Origin of the sequence: Streptomyces iranensis (genome assembly GCF_017874715.1) — a bacterium.
Lineage (GTDB): Bacteria > Actinomycetota > Actinomycetes > Streptomycetales > Streptomycetaceae > Streptomyces > Streptomyces iranensis.
The window spans coordinates 392,885-416,255 of record NZ_JAGGLR010000001.1 but is presented as its reverse complement, the minus strand read 5'-3'; the positions used below and the strand labels follow the sequence as shown (position 1 = coordinate 416,255).

Here is a 23,371-nt window from a genome sequence, read left to right as displayed (position 1 = left end):
CGCAGGGCGGTCACATCAGGCCCTGAAGCGCTCCCACAGCCGCGGATACCGCTCCGCCAGCACCGCCTCGCTCTCGAAGTCGAGGGGCTCCCCGACCGGTTCCCGGGGCGTGGGCGGGAGCCCCAGCTCCGGCAGGGGCGCGCCGGTCAGCCGCTCGTACGCCTCGTCCGCCGCGTACCCCAGGTCCTCGCAGTCGCCGTCCACCTGCTCGTCGAAGTCCTCGAGCAGCTCGGCGAGCCCGTCCGGATCGTGCAGCGCGCCCTCGAAGATCTCCCGGCCCTGGCCGATCAGCCAGTAGCGGAACGCCTCGAAGGCGTCGTCGCTGACCCCGCCGAGCAGCACCCAGGCGGCGCCCCACACATCCCAGCGGTACGCCCGGTTGGAGCGGGCCTCGAAGTGCCGGGCGAAGTCCAGCACCGCGTCGGGGTCGAGCCGTGACAGCTGCTCGACGAGCAGGTCGGACTGGTCCTCGGGGTCGCCGTCCGCGGCCTCCCGAGCGCTGTCGACCAGCCCCCAGAACTCCGTCTCGTCCATCATCACGGGACCAGGATCGGCCCTCCCGCGCACCCCCGCACGCGGAACGGGCCGGATGCGGCCGTCCCGCAATACCGGACAGCAGGTGTCGGGTTTCCCTGCGAAGGTCGACCCGTGACCGACCCGTGGTCGACGGGTGGTCGACCCAGGTCGACCACGTCACGGTCGGCCACGTCACCCGACACGGCATTCCACCGAGAGGACGTATTGGACGTGAGCACACAGGGCGCACTGGCGGGCCGGGTCGCGCTCGTCGCGGGGGCGACGCGCGGCGCGGGCCGGGCGATGGCCGTCGAGCTGGGGGCGGCCGGGGCCACCGTCTACGCGACGGGACGCACCACCCGGGATTCGGTCAGCGAGGTGGGGCGGGCCACCGAGACCATCGAGGAGACGGCGGAGCTGATCACGGCCGCCGGCGGCACGGGCATCGCGGTGCCGACCGACCACCTCGAGCCCGAGCGGGTCCGGGCGCTGGTGGAGCGGATCGACCGGGAGCAGGGCCGGCTGGACGTCCTGGTCAACGACGTATGGGGCGGTGAGGCGCTGATCGAGTTCGGCAAGAAGACGTGGCAGACGAATCTGGCGGGCGGGCTGCGGATGCTCCGGCTCGGCGTCGAGACCCACCTCATCACCAGCTACTACGCGCTGCCGCTGCTGATCCGGAACCCGGGCGGGCTGGTGGTCGAGGTGACCGACGGAAGCGAGGAGTTCAACAAGACGTACCGGCTGAACCTCTTCTACGACCTCGCCAAGAACGCCCCGATCCGTACCGCCTTCGGGCTCGCGGAGGAGCTGAAGGAGTTCGACGGCACGGCGGTCAGTGTCTCGCCGGGCTTTCTGCGCTCCGAGCAGATGCTGGACCACTTCGGGGTGACGGAGGAGAACTGGCGGGACGCGGCGGAGCAGGAGCCGCACTTCGCCATCGCCGAGTCGCCGCACTTCGTCGGGCGCGCGGTCGCCGCGCTCGCCGCCGACCCGGACCGGGCGCGGTGGAACGGCAGGTCCGTCTTCAGCGGGGAGCTGGCCGAGGTCTACGGCTTCACCGATCTGGACGGCTCGCGGCCGGACGCGTTCGGCTACTTCCGGGACGTCGTCTTCGGCGGTAAGGAGGGCACGGCGGCCGACTACCGATAGGGCTGCGCCTTGTCCGTACGGCTCATCGGTACCGCTCCGCCGTACGGCGCGCCGCCTCCGCGAAGAGCGCCCGCAGCTCCGGCGGCCCCAGCACCTCCGCGTCCGGGCCGAGCCCGAGCAGCTGGGCCAGGGCGACCTCGTACGACTCGACGGGCAGGGTGACGGTGAGCCGCCCCTGCCCGTCGGGCTCCCCGGCCTCGCGAACGGCCTCCTCGGCCGCCACCCGGTCCGTGACATGCGGCAGCCGCCGGGCCCCGGCCGGGGTCAGCCGTACGACGGCCCGCTCCCGCAGGATCGAGCGGGCGAACTGCTCGGCCCGCTCCTCCCAGAAGGCGGGCAGGTCGAACTCCTCGTGCCGGGTGAAGCGGGCGCCGGTCGGTTCTACGGCGGCGAAACGATCCACCCGGTACACCCGGAAGCCGCCCTCCGCGCGGGCCGCGAGATACCAGACGCCCGCCTTGAGCACGAGTCCGTACGGTTCCAGCTCCCGCCGGACCTCCGCGTCCCGGCGCCGGTAGCGGACGGCGATCCGCAGATCGTCCCAGACCGCGTCGGCGATGCCCGGCAGCAGCTCAGGTGCCTCCGGCTCGCGCCACCAGCCCGGGGCGTCGAGGTGGAACCGCTGGGCCACCGTATGGGAGGCGTCCCGCAGCTCGGGGAGCAGCGCGGCGGACACCTTCAGCCGGGCGGCGGAGGCGGCGTCCGCGAGCCCCATCTCGCGCAGCGCGGAGGGCACACCGGACAGGAACAGCGCCTCGGCCTCGGTCCGCCCGAGGCCGGTCAGCCGGGTGCGGTAGCCGCCGACGAGCCGATAGCCCCCGGCCCGGCCCCGGTCCGCGTAGACCGGGATCCCCGCCTCGGACAGCGCGGCCGCGTCCCGCGTCACGGTGCGCTCGGAGACCTCCAGCTCCCGCGCCAGCTCGGCCCCCGTGATCGAGGGCCGGGCCTGGAGCAGAAGCACCATCTTGATGAGCCGGGCAGCACGCACGGCCCCATGATGCCGTGCCCTCCGGGCGCGTGCCGGGCCATGGCCTGCGGCGGCTCTTTCCCCTACCCGCCCCTTCCCACAACCAGGGGCGGAGCCCCTGGTTGTGGGAAGGGGCGGGTAGGGGAAAGCATCGATGTGCGGCTCCGCCGCGTGGCCCGCCGCAGGCGTCACCGGGCGGCGGCGCCGTCAGATGCCGTAGCGTTCCGCGGCCTCCTTGGGGGCCGTGGCGCGGACCGCACTCTGGCGGGCGAGGCGGGACAGGGCGGCCACCACGATGGCCGGGGCGTCCACGCCGAAGTGGCGGCGGGCGGCCTCGCGGGTGTCGGAGAGGCCGAAGCCGTCCGTGCCCAGCGAGTACCAGTCCTGCTCGACCCACTGGCTGATCTGGTCGGGGACGGCGCGCATCCAGTCGCTGACGGCGAGGACCGGGCCCGGTGCGCCTGCCAGGGCACGGGTGACGTACGGGACCCGGTCTTCGCCCTTGAGCTGCGCCGCGTCACAGGACAGGGCGTCGCGGCGCAGCTCGCTCCAGGAGGTGGCGGACCACACGTCGGCGGCCACGCCCCAGTCGTCGGCGAGGAGTTTCTGGGCCTCCAGCGTCCAGTGGACGGCGGTGCCGGAGGCGAGGAGCTGGATGCGGGGGGAGTCCTCGGCCGGGGCCGTGGCCTCCTGGTAGCGGTACAGGCCCTTGACGATGCCCTCCTCGACGCCTTCGCCCGCAGGCATCGGCGGCTGGACCTTGGTCTCGTTGTAGACCGTCAGGTAGTAGAAGACGTCCTCGGCCCCGGGGCCGTACATCCGCCGCAGACCCTCCCGCACGATCACGCCGATCTCGTAGGCGAACGCCGGGTCGTAGGCGAGCGCCGCCGGGTTGGTGGAGGCGATCAGCGGGGAGTGGCCGTCGGCGTGCTGGAGGCCCTCGCCGGTCATCGTCGTACGGCCCGCCGTGGCGCCGATGAGGAAGCCGCGGCCGAGCTGGTCGGCCAGCGCCCACATCTGGTCGGCGGTGCGCTGCCAGCCGAACATCGAGTAGAAGATGTAGAAGGGGATCATCGGCTCGCCGTGGGTCGCGTACGACGTCGCGGCGGCGGTGAAGTCGGCCATTGAACCGGCCTCGGTGATCCCCTCGTTGAGGATCTGACCGTTCGCGGCCTCCTTGTAGTACAGGAGCTGATCGCGGTCGACCGGGTCGTAGGTCTGGCCGAGCGGGGAGTAGATCCCGGCGGTGGGGAAGAGCGACTCCATGCCGAAGGTCCGCGCCTCGTCCGGCACGATCGGCACCCAGCGCTTCCCGGTCTCCTTCTCCCGCATCAGGTCCTTGACCAGCCGGACGAAGGCCATGGTGGTGGCGATCTCCTGGCTGCCGGAGCCCTTGGCGAGCGCCTGGAACGGCTTCGCGGACGGCTCGGGCAGGGCCACCGGGTGGACCCGGCGGGCCGGGGCCGGGCCGCCGAGGGCCGCGCGGCGCTCCTGGAGGTAGCGCACCTCGGGGGAGCCGGGGCCGGGGTGGACGTACGGCACGAGGGCGTCATCCAGCTCGCTGTCCGGGATGGGCAGTTCGAGGAGGTCCCGCATGGCGCGGAACTCCTTGCCCGTCAGCTTCTTCATCTGGTGGTTGGCGTTGCGCGACTCGAAGCCGGGGCCCAGCGTCCAGCCCTTGACGGTCTGGGCGAGGACGACGGTCGGGGCGCCCTTGTGCTCCACGGCCGCGCGGTACGCCGCGTACACCTTGCGGGGCTCATGGCCCGCGCGCGAGGTGTGGAAACACTCGGTGAGCTTGGCGTCGGTGAGCCCCTGCGCCAGCCGGGCCAGCTCCGGGTCGGCGCCGAAGAAGTGCTCGCGGATGTAGGCCGCGTCGCGGGTCGCGTACGTCTGGAACTGGCCGTCCGGGACCTCGCGCAGCCGGCGGGCCAGCGCGCCCGAGGCGTCCAGCGCGAACAGCTCGTCCCAGGCGGAGCCCCACAGCGACTTGATCACGTTCCAGCCCGCCGCGCGGAACTGGGCCTCCAGCTCCTGCACGATCTTGAAGTTGGCCCGCACCGGGCCGTCGAGGCGCTGGAGGTTGCAGTTGATGACGAAGGTGAGGTTGTCCAGGCCCTCGCGCCCGGCCAGGGCGAGCGCGGCCGTCGACTCCGGCTCGTCCATCTCGCCGTCCCCGAGGAACGCCCATACGTGGGAGTTCGCGGTGTCCTTGATGCCGCGCGCCGCCAGATAGCGGTTGAAGCGGGCCTGGTAGATCGCGGAGATCGGGCCGAGCCCCATCGAGACGGTGGGGAACTCCCACAGCCACGGCAGCCGGCGCGGATGCGGATAGGACGGCAGACCGTCGCCGCCCGCCTCGCGGCGGAAGTGGTCCAGGTGGTGCTCGGTCAGCCGCCCGTCCAGGAAGGCGCGGGCGTAGATGCCGGGGGAGGCGTGGCCCTGGATGTAGAGCTGGTCGCCGCTGCCGTCCGCCTCCTTGCCCCGGAAGAAGTGCTGGAAGCCCGTCTCGTAGAGCCAGGCGGCGGAGGCGAAGGTGGCGATGTGACCGCCGAGGCCGTCACGGCTGCCGCGGGTGACCATCGCCGCCGCGTTCCACCGGTTCCAGGCGGTGATGCGGCGCTCCATGGCCTCGTCGCCCGGGAACGCGGGCTCGGCGGCGGTCGGGATGGTGTTCAGGTAGTCCGACTCCAGCAGGGGCGGCAGCGCGAGCCCGGCGCTCTCGGCGCGCTCCAGGGTGCGGCGCATGAGGTACGAGGCGCGGTGCGACCCGGCCGCCCGGGTGACGGCGTCCAGGGAGGCGCCCCATTCGGCGGTCTCCTCGGGGTCACGGTCGGGAAGCTGGTCGAGCGCACTCGGCTGCGTGCGTGCGAGATCGGTCATGAGGCAACCGTAAGACTGATCGATGATCGATCAAAGACCCTCCAAGGAAAAAGTGCTCCGTAAGCCGAAATTGGCATTCCGTGCCGCGAAACTAGGCACGCGGTGCACAGCCGAGGACATGTTCCTTGACCAGTTCGCCGACCCGCGGATCCCCCCGCTTGAAGGCGTCCACCACCGCCTGGTGCTCCTCGGCGTACGACTGCTGGACGGTGCCCAGCCAGCGGATCGACAGGGTCGTCCAGATCTCGATGCCCAGCGACTCCCAGGTGTGCAGCAGCACGCTGTTGCCCGACGCCCGCACCAGCTCCCGGTGGAACGCCACGGTGTGCCGGACCTGCGCCTCCCCGTCGGCCGTGCGGTCCGCCTCGTACAGCGCCCGCACCTCGGGCTCCAGGGCGGAGGTGTCCTCGGCCAGCACGGGCGCGGCCAGCTCCGCCGCCATCTGCTCGAGCCCGGCCCGCACCGGATAGATCTCCTCCAGGTCGGCGGCGGTAAGATTCCGCACCCGGACGCCCTTGTTCGGCGCCGACTCGATCAGCCGCAGCGACTCCAGCTCCCGCAGCGCCTCCCGCACGGGCGTCTGGCTGACCTCCAGCTCGGTGGCGATCCGGCGCTCCACGATCCGCTCGCCCGGCTTCCAGCGGCCGCTGACGATGCCCTCCACGATGTGCTCGCGGATCTGCTCGCGCAGCGAGTGGACGACGGGGGCGGCCATGGGGGACTCCTTAGAACCAGCGGTGAACAGCTGCCATTATCCCGGCTGTGCGGTAAGGAAAACCGCGCCCCGCACGGGAAGCCCGTGCGGGGCGCGGCAGGGAAACCGAGGTGGGGATCAGAGCCCGAGGTCCACCTCGAACTCGCCGGCCTCCAGGATCTCCTTGACGGCCGTCAGGTAGCGGGCCGCGTCGGCGCCGTCCACCAGGCGGTGGTCGTAGGAGAGCGCCACGTACGTCATGTCGCGCACCGCGATGGTCTCGCCCAGCTCCGGGTGGGTGATGACCACCGGGCGCTTGACGGTCGCGCCGATGCCCAGGATGGCGACCTGGTTCGGCGGCACGATGATCGTGTCGAACAGCGCACCGCGCGAGCCGGTGTTGCTGATCGTGAAGGTGGCGCCGGACACCTCGTCCGGGGTGATCTTGTTGGAGCGGACCTTGCCCGCCAGCTCCGCCGTCTTCTTGGACAGACCGGCGATGTTGAGGTCGCCGGCGTTCTTGATGACCGGGGTCATCAGGCCCTTCTCGGCGTCCACCGCGATCCCGACGTTCTCCACGTCGAAGTACGTGATGGTGTTGTCGTCCTCGTTGATCCGGGCGTTGATGGCCGGGTGGGCCTTCAGCGCCTGGACGGCGGCCTTCACGAAGAACGGCATCGGCGAGAGCTTGACGCCCTCGCGCTGGGCGAACGCCTCCTTGGCTCGGGCGCGCAGCCGCATGACCTTGGTGACGTCCACCTCGACCACGCTGGTCAGCTGGGCCTGGCTGTGCAGGGCCTTCATCATGTTGTCGCCGATGACCTTGCGCATCCGCGGCATCTTGATGGTCTGGCCGCGCAGCGGGGACACCTCCTGCGGGGCGGCCTTCGGCGCGGCGGCGGCCGGTGCCTGGGCCTGGGCCTGGGCGGCGGCCTTGGCGGCCTCCGCGGCGGCGATGACGTCCTGCTTGCGGATGCGGCCGCCGACGCCGGTGCCCTTGACCGTGGACAGGGCCACGTTGTTCTCGGCGGCGAGCTTGCGCACCAGCGGGGTGACGTAGGCGCCCTCGGCCTCGGGGGCCGCGGGAGCCGGGATGGTGGCGGCCGGAGCCGGGGCGGGCGCCGGAGCGGCTGGGGCGGGCTCGGGGGCGACCGGCTCCGGGGTGACGGCCTGCGGCGCCGGGGCGCTCGGGGCCTGCGGGGCCGGGGCGGGCGCCGGGGCCTCCTGGACCGGCTCGGGAGCCGGGGCGGGGGCGGCCGGGGCCTCGGCGGGCGCGGCGGCCGGAGCGGCACCCGCGGCGCCGATCACGGCCAGCTTGGCGCCGACCTCGGCGGTCTCGTCCTCGCCGACCAGGATCTCCAGCAGGGTGCCCGCGACCGGGGCCGGGATCTCGGTGTCGACCTTGTCGGTGGAGACCTCGAGCAGCGGCTCATCGGCCTCGACGGACTCGCCGACCTCCTTGAGCCAGCGGGTGACGGTGCCCTCGGTCACGCTCTCGCCGAGCGCGGGAAGGACCACGTCGGTGCCCTCGGCGCCACCGGCCGGAGCGGCGGCGGCAGGGGCGGGGGCCTCGGCGGCGGGCGCCGGGGCGGGCTCGGGCTGAGCCGCCGGAGCGGGCTCGGCCGCGGGGGCGGGCTCGGCCGCGGGGGCGGGGGCTTCGGCCGGGGCCGCGCCGCCGTCGTCGATGACGGCCAGCTCGGCGCCGACCTCGACCGTCTCGTCCTCGGCCACCTTGATGGACGTCAGCACACCGGCCGAGGGGGCCGGGATCTCGGTGTCGACCTTGTCGGTCGACACCTCGAGCAGGGGCTCGTCGGCCTCGACGCGCTCACCTTCGGCCTTGAGCCAGCGGGTGACGGTGCCCTCGGTCACGCTCTCGCCGAGCGCCGGCAGGGTTACGGAAACCGCCATGGTGTTCGGTTGCTCCTTAACGATCTTTGGATGGTTCGCGCTCGGGATGAGTCAGTCGTGGGAGTGCAGCGGCTTGCCGGCCAGGGCCAGGTGGGCCTCGCCGAGCGCCTCGTTCTGGGTCGGGTGGGCGTGGACGAGCTGCGCGACCTCGGCCGGCAGCGCCTCCCAGTTGTAGATCAGCTGAGCCTCGCCGACCTGCTCGCCCATCCGGTCACCGACCATGTGGACGCCGACGACGGCACCGTCCCGTACCTGTACGAGCTTGATCTCGCCCGCGGTCTTGAGGATCTTGCTCTTGCCGTTGCCCGCGAGGTTGTACTTCAGGGCGACGACCTTGTCCGCACCGTACAGCTCCTTGGCCTTGGCCTCGGTGATGCCGACGGAGGCGACCTCGGGGTGGCAGTAGGTCACCCGCGGCACGCCGTCGTAGTCGACCGGCACCGGGTTCAGACCGCCCAGCCGCTCGGCCACCAGCATGCCCTCGGCGAAGCCGACGTGGGCCAGCTGGAGGGTGGGGACCAGGTCGCCGACGGCGGAGATGGTCGGCACGTTGGTCCGCATGTACTCGTCGACGAGGACATAGCCGCGGTCCATGGCGACCCCGGCCTCCTCGTAGCCGAGCCCCTGCGAGACCGGGCCGCGGCCCACGGCCACCAGCAGCAGCTCGGCCTCGAAGGTCTTGCCGTTCTCCAGCGAGACCTTGACGCCGTCGGCGGTGTACTCCACGCCCGAGAAGCGGGAGCCGAGGGAGAAGTTGATGCCGCGCTTACGGAAGGCGCGCTCCAGCAGCTTGGAGCTGTTCTCGTCCTCGACCGGGACGAGGTGGGGAAGCGCCTCGACGATGGTGATGTCGGCCCCGAAGGACTTCCACGCGGAGGCGAACTCGACGCCGATGACGCCGCCGCCCAGCACGATCGCGGACTTCGGCACGCGGTCGAGCACCAGCGCGTGGTCGGAGGAGATGACGCGGTTGCCGTCGATCTCCAGGCCGGGCAGGGACTTCGGCACCGAACCGGTGGCCAGCAGGATGTGGCGGCCGGTGTAGCGCTCGCCGTTCACATCGACGGAGGTCGGGGAGGACAGCCGGCCCTCACCCGTCACATAGGTGACCTTGCGGGAGGCGATCAGGCCCTGCAGACCCTTGTAGAGGCCCGAGACCACGCCGTCCTTGTACTTGTGCACACCCTCGATGTCGATGCCCTCGAAGGTGGTCTTCACACCGAATTCCGAGCCCTCGCGGGCCTGGTCGGCGAGCTCACCGGCGTGCAGCAGCGCCTTGGTGGGGATGCAGCCACGGTGCAGACAGGTGCCGCCCAGCTTGTCCTTCTCGATCAGGGCGACGTCCAGACCCAGCTGCGCCGCGCGCAGGGCAGCGGCGTAACCGCCGCTACCGCCTCCGAGGATCACTAGGTCGAAAACGGTGCTGGCGTCGTTCGCCACGTCACGTCCTCCATGCATGGTGCGCCGGGGCCGGCCCTTGGTCGGCCGGGCGGCGGCGTGTGTTCGGCCGCTTCTTACGTCGGCCCTGGTGTCGGTGGCCCTGTCCTGCCGGGACAACATCTTCGCACTTGTTGGGAGGAGGCGGGACGCGGGGCCGCTGTGTGAGAAATCTCCACACCCCAGTTCAGGGGTTACTGCTGCGTATCCGGAACGCGAAGCCCCGTCGATTTCGTTGAGGGCGAAATCGACGGGACTTTCGGCCTATGGCGGCGCGCGTCTCATACGGTCGCGAAGCGTTGCCGCGACATGTCGCTGTGTCGCGGGGCCAGGGTCTCCTGGCTGGGGCTAGGGGTCACCTGGCGTTTGGGGCGGGGCCTCGGGACCTCGGGCCTTCGGGGCCTCGGGTTCTTGGGCTCGGGTCTGGGTCCTGGGGTTCTGGGGCCCCGGCTCAGCCGAGGTCGCCGTCGGCGGTGCGCTCGGCCAGCCGGACCAGGGTGCGTACCGCGGCGCCCGTGCCGCCCTTGGGGGTGTAGCCGAACGGACCGGATTCGTTGAAGGCCGGACCCGCGATGTCCAGGTGGCCCCAGGTGATCCCGTCCGCCACGAACTCCTTCAGGAAGATGCCGGCCACCAGACCGCTACCCATGCGCTCGCCCAGGTTCGCCAGATCGGCGACCGGCGAGTCGATGCCCTTACGGAGGTGGTCGGGCAGCGGCATCGGCCAGGACTGCTCACCGACCTCGCCCGCGACCTCGTGGAGCGTGGTGCGGAACGCCTCGTCGTTCGTCATGATCCCGAACGTGCGGTTGCCCAGCGCGAGGACCATCGCACCGGTCAGCGTCGCCACGTCCACGATCGCGTCCGGCTTCTCCTCACCGGCGCGGGTGATCGCGTCGGCGAGCACCAGCCGGCCCTCGGCGTCGGTGTTCAGCACCTCGACGGTCTTGCCGCTGTACATCGACAGCACATCGCCGGGGCGGGTGGCCGAACCCGACGGCATGTTCTCGGCCAGCGCCAGCCAGCCCGTCAGATTGACCCGCAGGCCCAGCTTCGCGGCGGTGACGACCGCGGCGAACACGGCGGCGGCACCGCTCATGTCGCACTTCATCGTCTCGTTGTGACCGGCCGGCTTGAGGGAGATGCCGCCCGAGTCATAGGTGATGCCCTTGCCCACCAGGGCGAGCGTCTTCTCGGCCTTGGGGTGGGTGTACGCGATCCGGACCAGCCGCGGCGGGGCCTCCGAGCCCTGGCCGACGCCGAGGATGCCGCCGTACCCGCCCTTCTTGAGCGCCTTCTCGTCCAGCACCTCGGCCTTGAGGCCGTGCTCCTTCGCGGCCGCGACCGCCTCGGCCGCGAAGACGGCCGGGTTGAGGAGGTTGGACGGGGTGTTGATCAGGTCGCGGGCGCGGTTGACCTCCGAGACGAGGGCGGCGGCGCGCTCGACGGCCGCCTTGTACGCCTTGTCGCGCGGCTTGCCGCCGACGAGGGCGACCTCGGCGAGCGGCCCGTTGTTCTTCTTGTCCTTGTCCTTGTCCTTGGCGTTGCCGCCGTTGCCGTTGCTCTTGTCGTACGTGTACGCCCCGAGCAGCGCGCCCTCGGCCACGGCGGTGGCGTCGGCCGGGTCCTCGATCGGCAGCGCGAACGCGCCCTTCTTCGAACCGGACAGCGCGCGGGCGGCCGCGCCCGCGGCCCGGCGCAGCGTCTCGGCGTCATAGCCGTCGTCCTTGGCCGGGACCTCGCCCAGCCCGACCGCCAGCACGACCGGGGCCTTGAGGCCTGACGCGGCGGGCAGTTTGGTCACCTCGCCCTCGGCGCCGGTCGCGCCGAGCGTCTCCAGAACGGCGGCCAGCTTCCCGCCGAACGCCTTGTCCACGGCCTCGGCGCCGACAGCGACGACGGGGCCCTTGGCCCCCTTCGCCACACCGACGACGACGGCGTCCGCGCGCAGTGCCGCGGCGGACGAGGTGCTGAGAGTCAGAGCAGTCACAGTGGTCGGGTCCCTCTTCCGGTAGTTCGTCGGCCGTCATGGATTGGTTGGCCGCGCCCCTCCGCATCGTATGCCTAGGCCCTATTCAGGGCTCAGTTCTCCCCCGGCCGGCGCTGGGAGGTGCGCCCGTGCCGGAAGTACCAAGCGCTGGGCGCGCCTTGGCACTCAGGCCTCAGCAGGGGCGTGCCCTGGGGCTTACCCGCTACGGGTGGCCGGGATAGCCTTCCGCGCGATGGACACCACGCCGGAGCCGCCGCAGCCGCGATCGCAGCCGTCCGCACGCCCGCCGGAGCCCGAGCCCGAGCGGCCGGAGGGCTCTGAGCCCTCCGCGCCCTCCGCGCCCTCCGAGGGCGCGGAGCAGCAGCAGCCCGACCGGCCGGAGCATCCGCCGCGGCCCGACTACGATCCGCCGCCCGCGCACGCTCCGCGGGCCCCCTGGGGCGACGGGGTCCGCTTCGCGTTCGGCACGCTCACGGTGCTGCCCGTACGGGGCACACGGTGGGACCGGGAGGCGGCGCACGCGGGGATGCTGTGCGCTCCGCTGGCCGGGCTGGCCGTGGGGCTGTGCGCGGCCGCGGTGGGCGGGGTGTTGCTGTTCCTGGGCGGCGGGCCGCTGCTCGCGGCCGTCGCCACCGCCGCGATACCCGCCGTACTGACCCGCGGCCTCCACCTCGACGGGCTCGCCGACACCGCGGACGGACTCGGCAGCGGCAAGCCCGCCGAGGACGCGCTGCGCATCATGAAGCGGTCGGACATCGGGCCGTTCGGCGTGATCACACTGCTGTTCGTCCTGCTCGGGCAGGTGGCGGCCCTGGCCGAGCTCTACGGGCAGGACTGGGCGCACGGCGCGGTCGGGGCGGCCGTGGCCGGTGTCGCCGCGCGCTGCGCCCTGACGCTGGCGGCCCGTGTGGGGGTTCCGGCGGCGCGCCCGGAGGGGCTGGGCGCGGCGGTCGCGGGCAGCGTGCCGTGGCGTTCCGCCGGTGTCGTGGCGGCGGTGACGGTGGTCGGCTGCGCGGTGGCGGCTGTCCCCTTCGGCCCGTACGCCGTCGTCCTCAACGCCTTCGCCGCACTGGCCGCCCTGGCGGCCGCCGAACTCCTCCTGCACCACTGCCACCGCCGTCTCGGCGGGGTGACCGGCGATGTCTTCGGCGCGCTGGCGGAAACGGCCGCCACGACCGCCCTGGTAATCCTGACCTTCGGCTAGGGCCTGCCCCTATGGGGTGTCCGGCGGACCACACGACGGAGCCGCAAATGGACGCTTTCCTAATCCCGCCCCTTCCCACAGCGACGATACGCGGCCCCACCGCGTGGCAGGGGGCTTCGCCCCTGGCCCCCGGGGGTTGAGGAGCCGATCGTCGCGCCGTGAGCACCTGCGCCGACGGGCTGGTCGCGGTCGGTGCGCCGGTGCGGCGGATGGCCGTGCGCATCCTGGTCGGCTGGCGGGGGTCCGGGGGGAGCCCTGGGGTTTGCCCTGTTGCTGGACCCTGGGGGGGTGACGTGCCGATGGTCGTGCCGTGAGCGCCTGTGCCGGTGGGCTGGTGGTGGTCGGTGCGCCGGTGTGGGCGGATGACCGCGCACTTCTCGGTCACCTGGCCGGGGTCCGGGGATAGCGCCGGGGTTCGCGCTGTTGCCGGACCCCGGGGGGTTGACGTGCCGTCGGTCGTGCCGTGAGCACTTGTGCCGGTGGGCTGGTGGTGGTCGGTGCGCCGGTGTGGCGGATGGCCGTGCGCTTCGTGGTCGGCTGGCGGGGTCCGGGGGAGCTCTGGGGTTCGCCCCGTCGCCGGACCCCGGGGGTTGACGAGCCGACCGTCGGGCGCGGTCAGTCCATCGGTCAGGGCGCCGGGGTCTGGGGCGGAGCCCAGTTGTGGGAAGGGGCGGGGAGGGGAACAGCCCGCCGCAGGCGTCAAGCCCCGCCGGACACCCCTAGTCGTCGCGCTCCGGGAGTTCCGCGTGCAGGGCCGCGGCCGCCTGCACGAGCGGCAGGGCGAGCAGCGCGCCCGTGCCCTCGCCGATCGTGACGCCGTGGTCGAGCAGCGGGGTGAGGGCGATCCGGTCGAGGGCCTTCTCCTGGCCCGGTTCGCCGCTGGCCTGACCGGCCAGCCACCAGTCCGGGGCGCGGAACGCCACCCGCTGGGCGACCAGCGCGCAGGCCGCCGAGACGACGCCGTCGAGGATCACCGGCGTACGGCGTACGGCGCTCTGCAGCAGGAAGCCGGTGATCGCGGCGAGGTCGGCACCGCCGACGGTGGCCAGCAGCTGGAGCTGATCGCCGAGCACGGGGCGGGCGCGGCGCAGCCCGTCGCGGATGGCGGCGCACTTGCGCATCCAGGCGAGGTCGTCGATGGCGGCCCCGCCGCGGCCGGTGACCACGGACGCGTCCGTACCGCACAGCGCGGCGACGAGCGTGGCCGCGGCGGTGGTGCCGCCGACGCTGAGGTCGCCGAGGACGAGCAGGTCCGTGCCGGAGTCCGCCTCTTCGTCGGCGATGGCCATCCCGGCGCGGAAGGCCCGCTCGGCCTCGTCCAGGGTGAGCGCGTCCTCGACGTCGATCCGGCCGGACCCACGGCGTACGCGGTGGCGGGTGACGTCTTCGGGAAGGTCCTCGGGGTCGCAGTCCAGGGCCATGTCGATGACGCGGACGGGCGTGCCGAGACGGGCGGCGAGGATGGCGGCCGGGCTCTCGCCGTCGAGCACGGCGCGGACCAGACGGTGGGTGCTCCTGGCGGGGCGGGCGGAGACGCCGAGGTCGGAGACGCCGTGGTCGCCCGCGAAGAGGACGACGCGGGGCTGCTCGATGGGCTTGACCGGCACCCGCTGCTGAGCGGCGGCCAGCCACTCGCCCAGTTCGTCCAGCCGCCCGAGCGCACCCGGCGGCAACGCGAGCCGCTCGCGGCGCTCCTCGGCGTCACGCCGGATGCCCCCGTCGGGGCGCTCGATCAGGTCGACGAAGTCATCGAGATTGAGAGCACTCACCTGGCGAACCCTACCGGGCGCCCCGGGAACCGGTACGGCGTCCGTCCGTTGAGCCCCGCGCGGGCCCCGCGCGGCCCCTGCGCGGGGGCAGTCCGGGCCGGGTCGGGCCGGGTCGGGCCGGGCCGGGGCCTGCGTCGGCCGACTCGGTTCGGTCGGCTGCGGCGCCGTCTCGCGCCTTCGGCGCAATTGAGCAGCGGGGGAGGGGGTGGGGGGCGCGGGCCGCGTTGCCGGGCGCCGGGCCGGTGGGGCGCGGGGACCGTGGCGGCTCGGGCCTACGGGGGCTGGGACCCTTGCCGGAGTGCCGGAGTGCCGGAGTGCCGGAGTGCCGGAGTGCCGGAGTGCCGGAGTGCCGGGCCATCGGGGCGCCGGGGGTCCGGGGTACCCCTGCGAAAACGTTTGACAAATTAGTTGCGCCAGATCAAGTGTTTTCGAGAGGGGTACCCCGGAGGGGCCGCCCTGGGACCACCGGCTCGCAGTCCGGAGGGAGCTCGGCCGTCGAGGCGGGTAGCCGCTACCGGCGTCCACGACCGCCGACCCGGCGCCCGGCGGCGGCGCCGCGCCCCCGCCCCCCTGCCCCGCTGCTCAATTGCGCCGAAGGCGCGAGACGAAAGCCGCACTCAACCAAGCCGAGCAGCCCCCGCGAGGCGCCCCACGTGCCCGCACGCCCCATGTGCCCGCGTGCCCGCACGCCCCGCACCCCCGCCCGCGATCAGCCGCGCAGCGGCAAGGGCTGACCCGCCACCACCAACAGCACCTGCTCGCACTCCTCGGCGAACGCCGTGTTCAGGCGGCCCAGTTCGTCGCGGAAGCGGCGGCCGGAGGCGGTTGCGGGGACGATGCCCGCGCCGACCTCGTTGCTGACCGCGACGACCGTACGGGTCGTGGCGCGGACCGCCGCGACGAGGGCGGAGACCCGTTCGTGGAGGGCGCGTTCGCCGCCGTGTGCCCACTTCTCGTCGTCCCAGGCGCTCACGGCGTCCATCGCGTCGGTGAGCCACAGCGCCAGGCAGTCGATGAGCAGCGGTGGGCCGTCCTCGGTGAGCAGCGGGGGCAGGTCGCAGGTCTCGGTGGTGCGCCAGGAGCCGGGGCGGCGGTCGCGGTGGGCGGCGACGCGGGCGGCCCACTCGGGGTCCCCCTCGCGGGTGCCGCCCGTCGCGACGTACAGGACGTCGGGGAACGCGGCCAGCCGCCGTTCCGCCTCGAGGGACTTGCCGGACCGGGCGCCGCCCAGCACCAGCGTGCGGCGCGGCAGATCCGGCACCGCGTGATACTCGCCGACGATCAGCGTCTGCCCGTCCGGCACCGCCCGCGCGCCCGCCGTGGCGAGGCGGCGGTGCAGCTCCCGGCCGGGCGGGGTGGTGTGGTCGAGATGGACGGCCAGGACGTCGGTGGTGGCGCCGACGGCGCCCGGGGAGCGGAGGGCGGCCAGCGCGTCGGGGCGGCCCAGCACGTCGAGCAGCACCATGTCGTACGGCTCGGCCGGGTCCGGGAGCCCGGCGACGGCCGCGCCCGGCGGGAGGTACAGCAGCCGGGTGCCGTCGGGCCCGGTGACCTCGTAGCCGGTACCGGGGGAGTCCAGCGCGACCGCCCGTACCCGGTGCCCGCTGATCAGGGACAGCGTGCGGCCGTCCGGCACCCGCCCCGGCGCCGGCAGCCCGGCCGGGAACTCGACGGCCGGACCCGCGTGCGGATGCGAGAGCAGCACCTGCCGGACGCCCACCAGCGAGTACCCGGCCCGCGCGGCGGCGAAGGCGGCCCCCGGGGTGAGGTCGATCAGCAGCGCGCCGTCGATCAGCAGCGAGGTGGCGGCCCGTGCCTCCTCGCCGACGGCGGCGGCGCAGGCGGCGCAGGGGCAGGCGTGGCGCGGCAGCCCGTCGGGGGCCCCGGTGCCCAGAAGAGTGAGTTCCACGCCCCGATCGTCTCGCGTCCGTTCCCACGGGTCGCGCGGGGCCACCCCGTACGGAGTGATCAGTCACCTAGGCTGCGGGCAGACATCAGCTGTGGACCGGCGGGTATCACCCGTGGGTCGGCGGGATGGAGGAGGCTGGAATGGCGTGGACATGGCGGTTCGAGAAGTCCGACGGGGCGGAGACGAAGCCCGCGGTGCAGCCGGAGGAGTTCCCGACCCAGGGGGACGCGGAGTCGTGGATCGGCGAGGAGTGGCGGGAGCTCCTCGAGGGAGGCGCTGAGCAGGTGACGCTCTTCGAGGACGGTAAGAAGATCTACGGCCCGATGAGCCTGCGCGCCGAATAGACAAAACGCGCCGAATGGACAAAAGCGCGGGGTGGCGGTCCTGACCGCCACCCCGTCCCGGCCCCGGTTCAGCCGTCCCGGCCCCGGTTCAGCCGTCTCGGCCCCGGACCAGCCGTCCCGGCGCCCCGGATCAGCCGCGCACCCCGCACAGGTGCAGCAGCGCCGCCACCGCCCGGTAGGGATCCGTGCGGCCGGCCCGCTCCTCGGCCGTCAGCAGCCGCTCCCACTCCGGGGAGCCCGGCGGCTCAGCGTCGTCCGGGGCGAGGTCGGTGAAGACCCGCACGCCGTACCAGGCGCGCAGCGGCGCGCCGATCGCGGTGAGGGTCTCGGTCAGCTCCTCGCGCCGGTCGGCGCGCACCGGCAACCCGATGCGGTTGGTGTACGAGGGGGAGTCGAAGGCGGCCAGCGCGGTGTCGAAGTCCCCGGCCAGACCGGGCCGCATCGCCAGCGCGTCACCGTTGCGCACCAGCAGCGAGAGCAGACCGCCGGGGGCCAGCACCCGGGCCAGCCCGGCGAGCAGCGGATCCGGTTCGGGCATGTACATCAGCACGCCGTGGCACAGCACCACATCGAAGGTGCCCGGCAGGAAGTGTGCCCCGGTCTCCCGGCCGTCGCCCTCCAGCAGCCGGACACGTCTTCGGATGCCCTCGGGCTCGTCGGCGAGCGCGGTGCGGGCCGCCTCCAGCATGGTGGCGTCGGACTCCAGCCCGGTCACCTCATGGCCCGCGCGGGCCAGCCGCAGGGCCTGGGTGCCCTGGCCGACGCCAACGTCGAGCATCCGCAGCCGCTGCCCCACCGGGAAGCGCGCGGTGATCTGCTCATCGAGCTGGTGGGCGACCAGCGCCTGCCGGACGGTGTTCCGCAGGCCCCCGAGGTGGCCCAGCCAGCCGGCCGCCCCGCCGGTGAAGCCGGAGGGTTGGCCGCTCAGGGCCGCTCCCCGCGCTTGACCTGCGGCTTGGGCAGCCGCAGTCGGCGCATCTGGAGGGTGCGCATCAGGGCGTACGCCACCGCGCCGCGCAGATTCTCGTCGGGGAAGCGCTTGCGCAGCTGCCGCTTGAGCTGGACGCCGAGGATCAGGGAATTGACCACGATGAGGACGATGACCACCATCCACACCAGCAGCACATAGCTCTGCATGGCCCCGGCCCGGACCATGCTCAGGACCAGGATGACCACCGCGAGCGGCAGGAAGTACTCGGCGACGGAGAACCGCGAGTCCACGTAGTCGCGGGCGAAGCGTCGCACCGGACCCTTGTCTCGGGCCGGCAGATACCGCTCGTCACCCCCGGCCAGCGCCTGGCGCTGCTTGGCCATATCGGCGCGGCGGGCCTCGCGCGCACGCTTGGAGGCGTCCTTACGGTTGGCCGGCGTCTTCGCCAGGCTGCGGCGCTGCGACTGGGCCTCGCTCCGCTTGGGAGTGGGGCGGCCCTTGGGCGCCTGCGGGTCACGGGTCTGCTGCGGCTGGTCCGCGGTCACCTTGGTGGTTGCGGCCTGCTCATCCTTGGAACGGCTTCGGAACACAAAGCCCAAGGGTACGGGTTGCGGGGTGTGCGCCCCAGCCTCTGGGGGAACGATCAGGCAACGGAGTCCCGCCCTAATCGGGACACAGGGGGCGCACTCCTCCTTGCGCCGGAGGCTCCCACCCGTCTGATCGTCCTGCAGGAGGAGCGCGAGCGGGCTCGAACAGTGCGGTAATGGAAGCAGGGCCCGTAGGCTGGGTCTGTTGGAGTGCCGGAGTCACACGTCCGTCAGAAGGGGGCGCGCGAGGCCCATGAGCGGTGTCATGAAGCGTATGGGGATGATCTTCCGCGCGAAAGCCAACAAGGCCCTGGACCGGGCCGAGGACCCGCGCGAAACCCTTGACTACTCGTACCAGAAGCAGCTGGAGCTGCTCCAGAAGGTGCGCCGCGGTGTCGCCGACGTGGCGACTTCGCGCAAGCGCCTGGAGCTGCAGCTCAACCAGTTGCAGGGCCAGTCCACCAAGCTGGAGGACCAGGGCCGCAAGGCGCTCGCGCTCGGCCGGGAGGACCTGGCCCGCGAGGCGCTGTCCCGCCGCGCCGCGCTGCAGCAGCAGGTCACCGATCTGGAGACCCAGCACCAGACGCTCCAGGGCGAGGAGGAGAAGCTGACCCTGGCCGCCCAGCGGCTCCAGGCCAAGGTCGACGCCTTCCGTACGCGCAAGGAGACCATCAAGGCCACCTACACCGCGGCCCAGGCCCAGACCCGCATCGGCGAGGCGTTCTCCGGCATCTCCGAGGAGATGGGCGACGTCGGCATGGCGATCCAGCGTGCCGAGGACAAGACGGCGCAGCTCCAGGCGCGCGCGGGCGCGATCGACGAGCTGCTGGCCTCCGGCGCCCTGGACGACCAGTCCGGTATGGCCAAGGACGACATCGCGGCCGAGCTGGACCGGATCTCCGGCGGTACGGACGTGGAGCTCGAGCTTCAGCGGATGAAGGCCGAGCTGGCCGGCGGCAGCCCGCAGCAGGCGATCGAGGGCGGCCAGACGGACGAGTCCCAGCAGTCCCGGACCCAGCACAAGTTCGACAAGCAGTAGCCCGCGCCCCCGCCTGGGCGAGGTCTCCAAGGAGGTCGTCATGATCGTACGGATCATGGGGGAGGGCCAGGTGCTGGTGGCCGAGAGCCATCTGCCCGGACTGAACAGGCTGGACGACGAGCTGCTCGCGGAGATCGAGGGCGGCGACCACGAGGGCTTCCGGAGGACCCTGGGCGCGCTGCTTGACGCGGTGCGCTCGGCCGGTGAGCCCCTGCCCGACGACGCGCTCCAGCCGTCCGAGCTGATCCTCCCCGCCGCCGACGCGACCCTCGAGGAAGTCAAGGCGATGCTCAAGGACGACGGCCTCATTCCGGGCTAGTGCGGCACGCTCCCGGATCCACACTCCAGCACAGGTCGTACCTCCCTTCACCGGCCGGGTACGGGCCGCCCGCGAAGCCGGGCGGCCCCCCGCGGCCCTTACCGTTGGATTCCGTGACTCCCCTCGCCGTCGGGCCGGGTCTGGCCCGTCCGCACCGCTGGCTGTGCGCCCACCCCCGTGCCCTGGACACCCTGGTGGCGCTGGGGGTCCTCGCGCTGATCCTGATCGGCGCGGTGGCCGGCCCGCGCATGCGCCACCAGTCGCTGGGCGCCTTCTTCGTGCTGCTGGCCGTGCTCGCCGCCGCCTCACTGGTGCTCCGCCGCGATCTGCCCCGCGGGGTGCTCGCCTTCAACGTCGCCCTCACCCTCACCGAGCTCGTCACCAATGACGTGGGCCCGCCGCGCACCTCGATCGTGTTCGGGGTCGTGGTGGCGCTCTACACCGTGGCGGCCCGCACCGACCGCCCCACCACCTGGCGGGTCGGCGCCGCCACGGCCGTACTGCTCACCGGCGCCGGGATGCTCTTCGCGCTCAACCCCTGGTACTCACAGGAGAATTGGGGCCTGTTCGCCTGGACCGGGCTGGCCGCGGCCGCCGGTGACGCGGTGCGCAGCCGGCGCGCCTACATCGCCGCCATCGAGGAGCGGGCGGTCCGCGCCGAGCGCACCCGCGAGGAGGAGGCGCGCCGCCGGGTCGCCGAGGAGCGGCTGCGGATCGCCCGTGAGCTGCACGATGTCGTGGCGCATCACATCGCGCTGGTCAACGTCCAGGCCGGGGTCGCCTCCCATGTCATGGACAACCGCCCGGACCAGGCCAAGGAGGCGCTCGCGCACGTACGGCAGGCGAGCCGCTCGGCGCTGGAGGAGCTGCGGGCCACGGTCGGCCTGCTGCGGCAGTACGGCGACCCGGCCGCCCCCACCGAACCGGCCCCCGGCCTCACCGTCCTGGACCAGCTCGTGGACGGCTTCGTACGGGCCGGGATGCGGGTCCGGGTCCGGGCGGAGCCGCCGGAGAAGCTGGGTCCGCTGCCGGGCTCGGTGGACCTCACGGCCTACCGGGTGGTCCAGGAGGCGCTGACCAATGTGCACAAGCACGCCGGGCCCGGGGCCACGGCCGAGATCCGCATCGCCAGGGTCGCGGACGCGCTGGAGGTCACGGTCGAGGACGACGGGGCGGGGACGCGGACCGAGGGCCCCGAGGAGGCGCCGAACGGCGCGGACGGGTCCGGGCAACCCCGGGCGGACGGGACGGAGCCCGGCGGCGGACACGGCCTGCTGGGGATGCGCGAGCGGGTGACCGCGCTGCGCGGCAGCTGCGAGGCGGGAGCCCTGCCCGAGGGTGGTTTCCGGGTGCGGGTGAGACTTCCTCTGCAGCCGCGTAGGGGAGGGGACTCATGACGATCAAGGTGCTGCTGGCGGACGATCAGGCGCTGCTGCGCAGCGCGTTCCGCGTTCTGGTGGACTCCGAGCAGGATATGGAGGTGGTGGGCGAGGCGTCGGACGGCGCGGAGGCGGTGGAGATCGCCCGCGCCCGGGGCGCCGACGTCGTCCTGATGGACATCCGGATGCCCGGTACGGACGGGCTGGCCGCCACCCGCTTGATCACCGAAGACCCGCAGCTCAAGGACGTACGGGTGGTCATGCTGACGACCTTCGAGGTGGACGAGTACGTGGTGGACTCGCTGCGGGCGGGGGCCAGCGGCTTCCTCGGCAAGGGCGCCGAACCCGATGAGCTGCTCGCGGCGATCCGTATCGCGGCGGCGGGCGAGGCGCTGCTGTCCCCGGCCGCCACCAAGGGGCTGATCGCCCGCTTCCTGGCCCAGGGCGACGGGAGCGGCGGCGAGGACGCCTATGACTCCTCGCGGCTGGACGCGCTGACCGTGCGCGAGCGGGAGGTCCTGGTCCAGGTGGGCGGCGGGCTGTCCAACGACGAGATCGCCGCCCGGCTGGAGGTCAGCCCGCTCACGGTCAAGACGCATGTCAACCGTGCGATGGCCAAGCTGAGCGCCCGCGACCGGGCCCAGCTGGTGGTGATCGCCTACGAGACGGGGCTGGTCCGCGCGGGCGCGTAGGGCTGTCCGCCGGACCTTTCCCCTCCCCGCCCCTTCCCGAATCCGGGGCTCCGCCCCAGCCCCCGAAGGGGCGCGGGGCTGTGTCGATGTGCGGCTCCGCCGCGTGGGCGCGACCAGCCACGATGGTGCCGCAGATGATCGACGGCCGGTCAGGGCCAGGGGCCTCGCCCCTGGCCCCGGGGACTGGGGCGGAGCCCCAGTTGTGGGAAGGGGCGGGGAGGGGAACAGCCCGCCGCAGGCGAACCGCGCCCCGCCTCCCATCGCCGGACGCTGCCTACGGCAGCGCCAGCATCCGCTCCAGCGCCAGCTTGGCGAAGTGCTCGGTCTCCTTGTCGACCTGGATGCGGTTGACCACCTTGCCGGCTGCCAGCGACTCCAGCGCCCACACCAGATGCGGCAGATCGATCCGGTTCATGGTCGAGCAGAAGCAGACCGTCTTGTCGAGGAAGACGATCTCCTTGTCCTGGTCGGCGAAACGATTGGCCAGGCGCCGTACGAGATTCAGCTCGGTGCCGATCGCCCACTTCGAACCGGCGGGGGCGGCCTCCAGGGCCTTGATGATGTGCTCGGTCGAGCCCACGTGGTCGGCCGCCGCCACGACCTCGTGCTTGCACTCCGGGTGCACCAGCACGTTCACTCCCGGTATGCGCTCGCGCACATCGTTGACCGAGTCCAGCGAGAAGCGGCCGTGCACCGAGCAGTGGCCGCGCCAGAGGATCATCGTGGCGGCGCGCAGCTGCTCGGGGGTGAGCCCGCCGTTCGGCTTGTGCGGGTTGTAGACGACGCAGTCCTCCAGCGACATGCCCATGTCGCGGACCGCCGTATTGCGCCCCAGGTGCTGATCGGGCAGGAACAGCACCTTCTGGCCCTGCTGGAACGCCCACTCCAGCGCCCGCCGGGCATTGGAGGAGGTGCAGATGGTGCCGCCGTGGCGACCGGTGAACGCCTTGATGTCGGCGGAGGAGTTCATGTACGAGACGGGCACCGTCGCATCCGCCACACCGGCCTCGGTGAGCACCTCCCAGCACTCGGCGACCTGCTCGGCCGTGGCCATGTCGGCCATCGAGCAGCCGGCCGCCAGATCGGGGAGGACGACCTGCTGGGCGTCGCCGGTGAGGATGTCGGCGGACTCGGCCATGAAGTGCACACCGCAGAAGACGATGTACTCGGCGTCCGGCCGCGCGGCCGCGTCCCGGGCGAGCTTGAAGGAGTCTCCGGTGACGTCGGCGAACTCGATGACCTCGTCGCGCTGGTAGTGGTGGCCGAGCACGAAGACCTTGTCCCCGAGCTTCTCCTTGGCCGCGCGGGCGCGTGCCACCAGATCCGGGTCGGAGGGCGCCGGGAGGTCTCCCGGACACTCCACGCCGCGCTCGCTCCGGGGGTCGGCCTCCCGGCCGAGAAGCAGCAGCGCGAGCGGGGTCGGCTGCACGTCGAGGGGCTGGGCGGTGGTCACGTCACGCACCCTTCTTTCTTCGCTGGGAACCCTAATCGTCAGAATGACGCTATCTATCATAGCCGCTTCACGTCACGTTGACGAGAGGCATTGTGTCGATGTGACGCATTCCGGTGTGTCCACCCGTATGCGAGCATGAAGGGCAACAGGAGTTAGGCGCTTGGGCCCGGAATGAATCCGGGACGCCGTTGGTTT

19 protein-coding genes are annotated in these 23,371 nt (G+C 72.7%); 7 read left to right on the top strand and 12 right to left on the bottom strand.

Annotated features, from left to right (window positions below; all coding sequences use genetic code 11):
• Positions 1-15 precede the first annotated feature (15 nt).
• Positions 16-537, bottom strand: a complete 522-nt coding sequence (locus J2Z30_RS01860) for a DUF4240 domain-containing protein (protein ID WP_078956952.1) — start codon at positions 535-537, stop codon at positions 16-18.
• 204 nt (positions 538-741) lie between these two features.
• Here J2Z30_RS01860 and J2Z30_RS01855 point away from each other — a divergent pair, with 204 nt between their 5' ends.
• Complete coding sequence (locus tag J2Z30_RS01855; protein ID WP_245387432.1) at positions 742-1,668, top strand: SDR family oxidoreductase; 927 nt, start codon at positions 742-744, stop codon at positions 1,666-1,668.
• A gap of 22 nt (positions 1,669-1,690) precedes the next feature.
• Here J2Z30_RS01855 and J2Z30_RS01850 read toward each other — a convergent pair whose 3' ends face one another.
• From J2Z30_RS01850 to J2Z30_RS01825, 6 genes are all read right to left on the bottom strand, one after another.
• Positions 1,691-2,656: a helix-turn-helix transcriptional regulator gene (locus tag J2Z30_RS01850; RefSeq protein ID WP_044576715.1), complete on the bottom strand. Its 966-nt coding sequence runs from the start codon at positions 2,654-2,656 to the stop codon at positions 1,691-1,693.
• A 186-nt stretch (positions 2,657-2,842) separates the two neighbouring features.
• Positions 2,843-5,518, bottom strand: coding sequence for a pyruvate dehydrogenase (acetyl-transferring), homodimeric type (aceE, locus tag J2Z30_RS01845; RefSeq protein WP_044576717.1), 2,676 nt, complete (start codon positions 5,516-5,518; stop codon positions 2,843-2,845).
• Positions 5,519-5,609: 91 nt separating this feature from the next.
• Positions 5,610-6,233, bottom strand: coding sequence for a GntR family transcriptional regulator (locus J2Z30_RS01840; protein WP_044576720.1), 624 nt, complete (start codon positions 6,231-6,233; stop codon positions 5,610-5,612).
• Between the two features lie 117 nt (positions 6,234-6,350).
• A complete protein-coding gene (sucB, locus tag J2Z30_RS01835; protein WP_044576722.1) occupies positions 6,351-8,123 on the bottom strand; it encodes a 2-oxoglutarate dehydrogenase, E2 component, dihydrolipoamide succinyltransferase in 1,773 nt (590 codons plus the stop codon).
• Between the two features lie 51 nt (positions 8,124-8,174).
• Positions 8,175-9,563 (bottom strand): dihydrolipoyl dehydrogenase, encoded by a 1,389-nt coding sequence (lpdA, locus tag J2Z30_RS01830; protein ID WP_044576724.1) that lies wholly within the window; start codon positions 9,561-9,563, stop codon positions 8,175-8,177.
• 448 nt (positions 9,564-10,011) lie between these two features.
• Entirely contained in the window at positions 10,012-11,550 is a 1,539-nt protein-coding gene (locus J2Z30_RS01825; RefSeq protein WP_044576726.1) for a leucyl aminopeptidase, read from the bottom strand.
• A 232-nt stretch (positions 11,551-11,782) separates the two neighbouring features.
• Here J2Z30_RS01825 and J2Z30_RS01820 point away from each other — a divergent pair, with 232 nt between their 5' ends.
• On the top strand, positions 11,783-12,754 hold the full coding sequence (locus J2Z30_RS01820; RefSeq protein WP_078956953.1) for an adenosylcobinamide-GDP ribazoletransferase: 972 nt from the start codon (positions 11,783-11,785) through the stop codon (positions 12,752-12,754).
• A gap of 719 nt (positions 12,755-13,473) precedes the next feature.
• On the opposite strand, the gene cobT is transcribed toward J2Z30_RS01820, so the two are convergent.
• Both cobT and J2Z30_RS01810 read right to left on the bottom strand, forming a co-directional pair.
• Positions 13,474-14,523: a nicotinate-nucleotide--dimethylbenzimidazole phosphoribosyltransferase gene (cobT, locus tag J2Z30_RS01815; protein ID WP_044576727.1), complete on the bottom strand. Its 1,050-nt coding sequence runs from the start codon at positions 14,521-14,523 to the stop codon at positions 13,474-13,476.
• A 709-nt stretch (positions 14,524-15,232) separates the two neighbouring features.
• Positions 15,233-16,432: a bifunctional adenosylcobinamide kinase/adenosylcobinamide-phosphate guanylyltransferase gene (locus J2Z30_RS01810; RefSeq protein ID WP_044576729.1), complete on the bottom strand. Its 1,200-nt coding sequence runs from the start codon at positions 16,430-16,432 to the stop codon at positions 15,233-15,235.
• A gap of 140 nt (positions 16,433-16,572) precedes the next feature.
• Between J2Z30_RS01810 and J2Z30_RS01805 the strand changes: the two genes are divergently transcribed.
• The gene (locus tag J2Z30_RS01805; RefSeq protein ID WP_020871990.1) at positions 16,573-16,776 is read left to right on the top strand and encodes a hypothetical protein; all 204 of its coding nucleotides are present in this window, start codon (positions 16,573-16,575) and stop codon (positions 16,774-16,776) included.
• 130 nt (positions 16,777-16,906) lie between these two features.
• Here the strand turns inward: J2Z30_RS01805 and J2Z30_RS01800 are convergent, their stop codons facing one another.
• Positions 16,907-17,641 (bottom strand): class I SAM-dependent methyltransferase, encoded by a 735-nt coding sequence (locus tag J2Z30_RS01800; RefSeq protein WP_107073569.1) that lies wholly within the window; start codon positions 17,639-17,641, stop codon positions 16,907-16,909.
• 59 nt (positions 17,642-17,700) lie between these two features.
• Entirely contained in the window at positions 17,701-18,297 is a 597-nt protein-coding gene (locus tag J2Z30_RS01795) for a DUF3043 domain-containing protein (protein WP_044576733.1), read from the bottom strand.
• Between the two features lie 250 nt (positions 18,298-18,547).
• On the opposite strand from J2Z30_RS01795, the gene J2Z30_RS01790 reads away from it, so the two are divergent.
• The 4 genes from J2Z30_RS01790 (at position 18,548) to J2Z30_RS01775 (ending at position 21,723) form a co-directional block, all read left to right on the top strand.
• The gene (locus J2Z30_RS01790; protein ID WP_209468496.1) at positions 18,548-19,333 is read left to right on the top strand and encodes a PspA/IM30 family protein; all 786 of its coding nucleotides are present in this window, start codon (positions 18,548-18,550) and stop codon (positions 19,331-19,333) included.
• 40 nt (positions 19,334-19,373) lie between these two features.
• Positions 19,374-19,652, top strand: coding sequence for a PspA-associated protein PspAA (gene pspAA, locus J2Z30_RS01785; RefSeq protein ID WP_020871994.1), 279 nt, complete (start codon positions 19,374-19,376; stop codon positions 19,650-19,652).
• 104 nt (positions 19,653-19,756) lie between these two features.
• A complete protein-coding gene (locus J2Z30_RS01780; RefSeq protein ID WP_044576738.1) occupies positions 19,757-21,049 on the top strand; it encodes a sensor histidine kinase in 1,293 nt (430 codons plus the stop codon).
• A complete protein-coding gene (locus J2Z30_RS01775; protein ID WP_044576741.1) occupies positions 21,046-21,723 on the top strand; it encodes a response regulator transcription factor in 678 nt (225 codons plus the stop codon). The genes J2Z30_RS01780 and J2Z30_RS01775 overlap by 4 nt, the downstream gene beginning before the upstream one ends.
• A 274-nt stretch (positions 21,724-21,997) precedes the next feature.
• Here the strand turns inward: J2Z30_RS01775 and nadA are convergent, their stop codons facing one another.
• On the bottom strand, positions 21,998-23,185 hold the full coding sequence (gene nadA, locus J2Z30_RS01770) for a quinolinate synthase NadA (protein WP_044576744.1): 1,188 nt from the start codon (positions 23,183-23,185) through the stop codon (positions 21,998-22,000).
• Between the last annotated feature and the right edge of the window lie 186 nt (positions 23,186-23,371).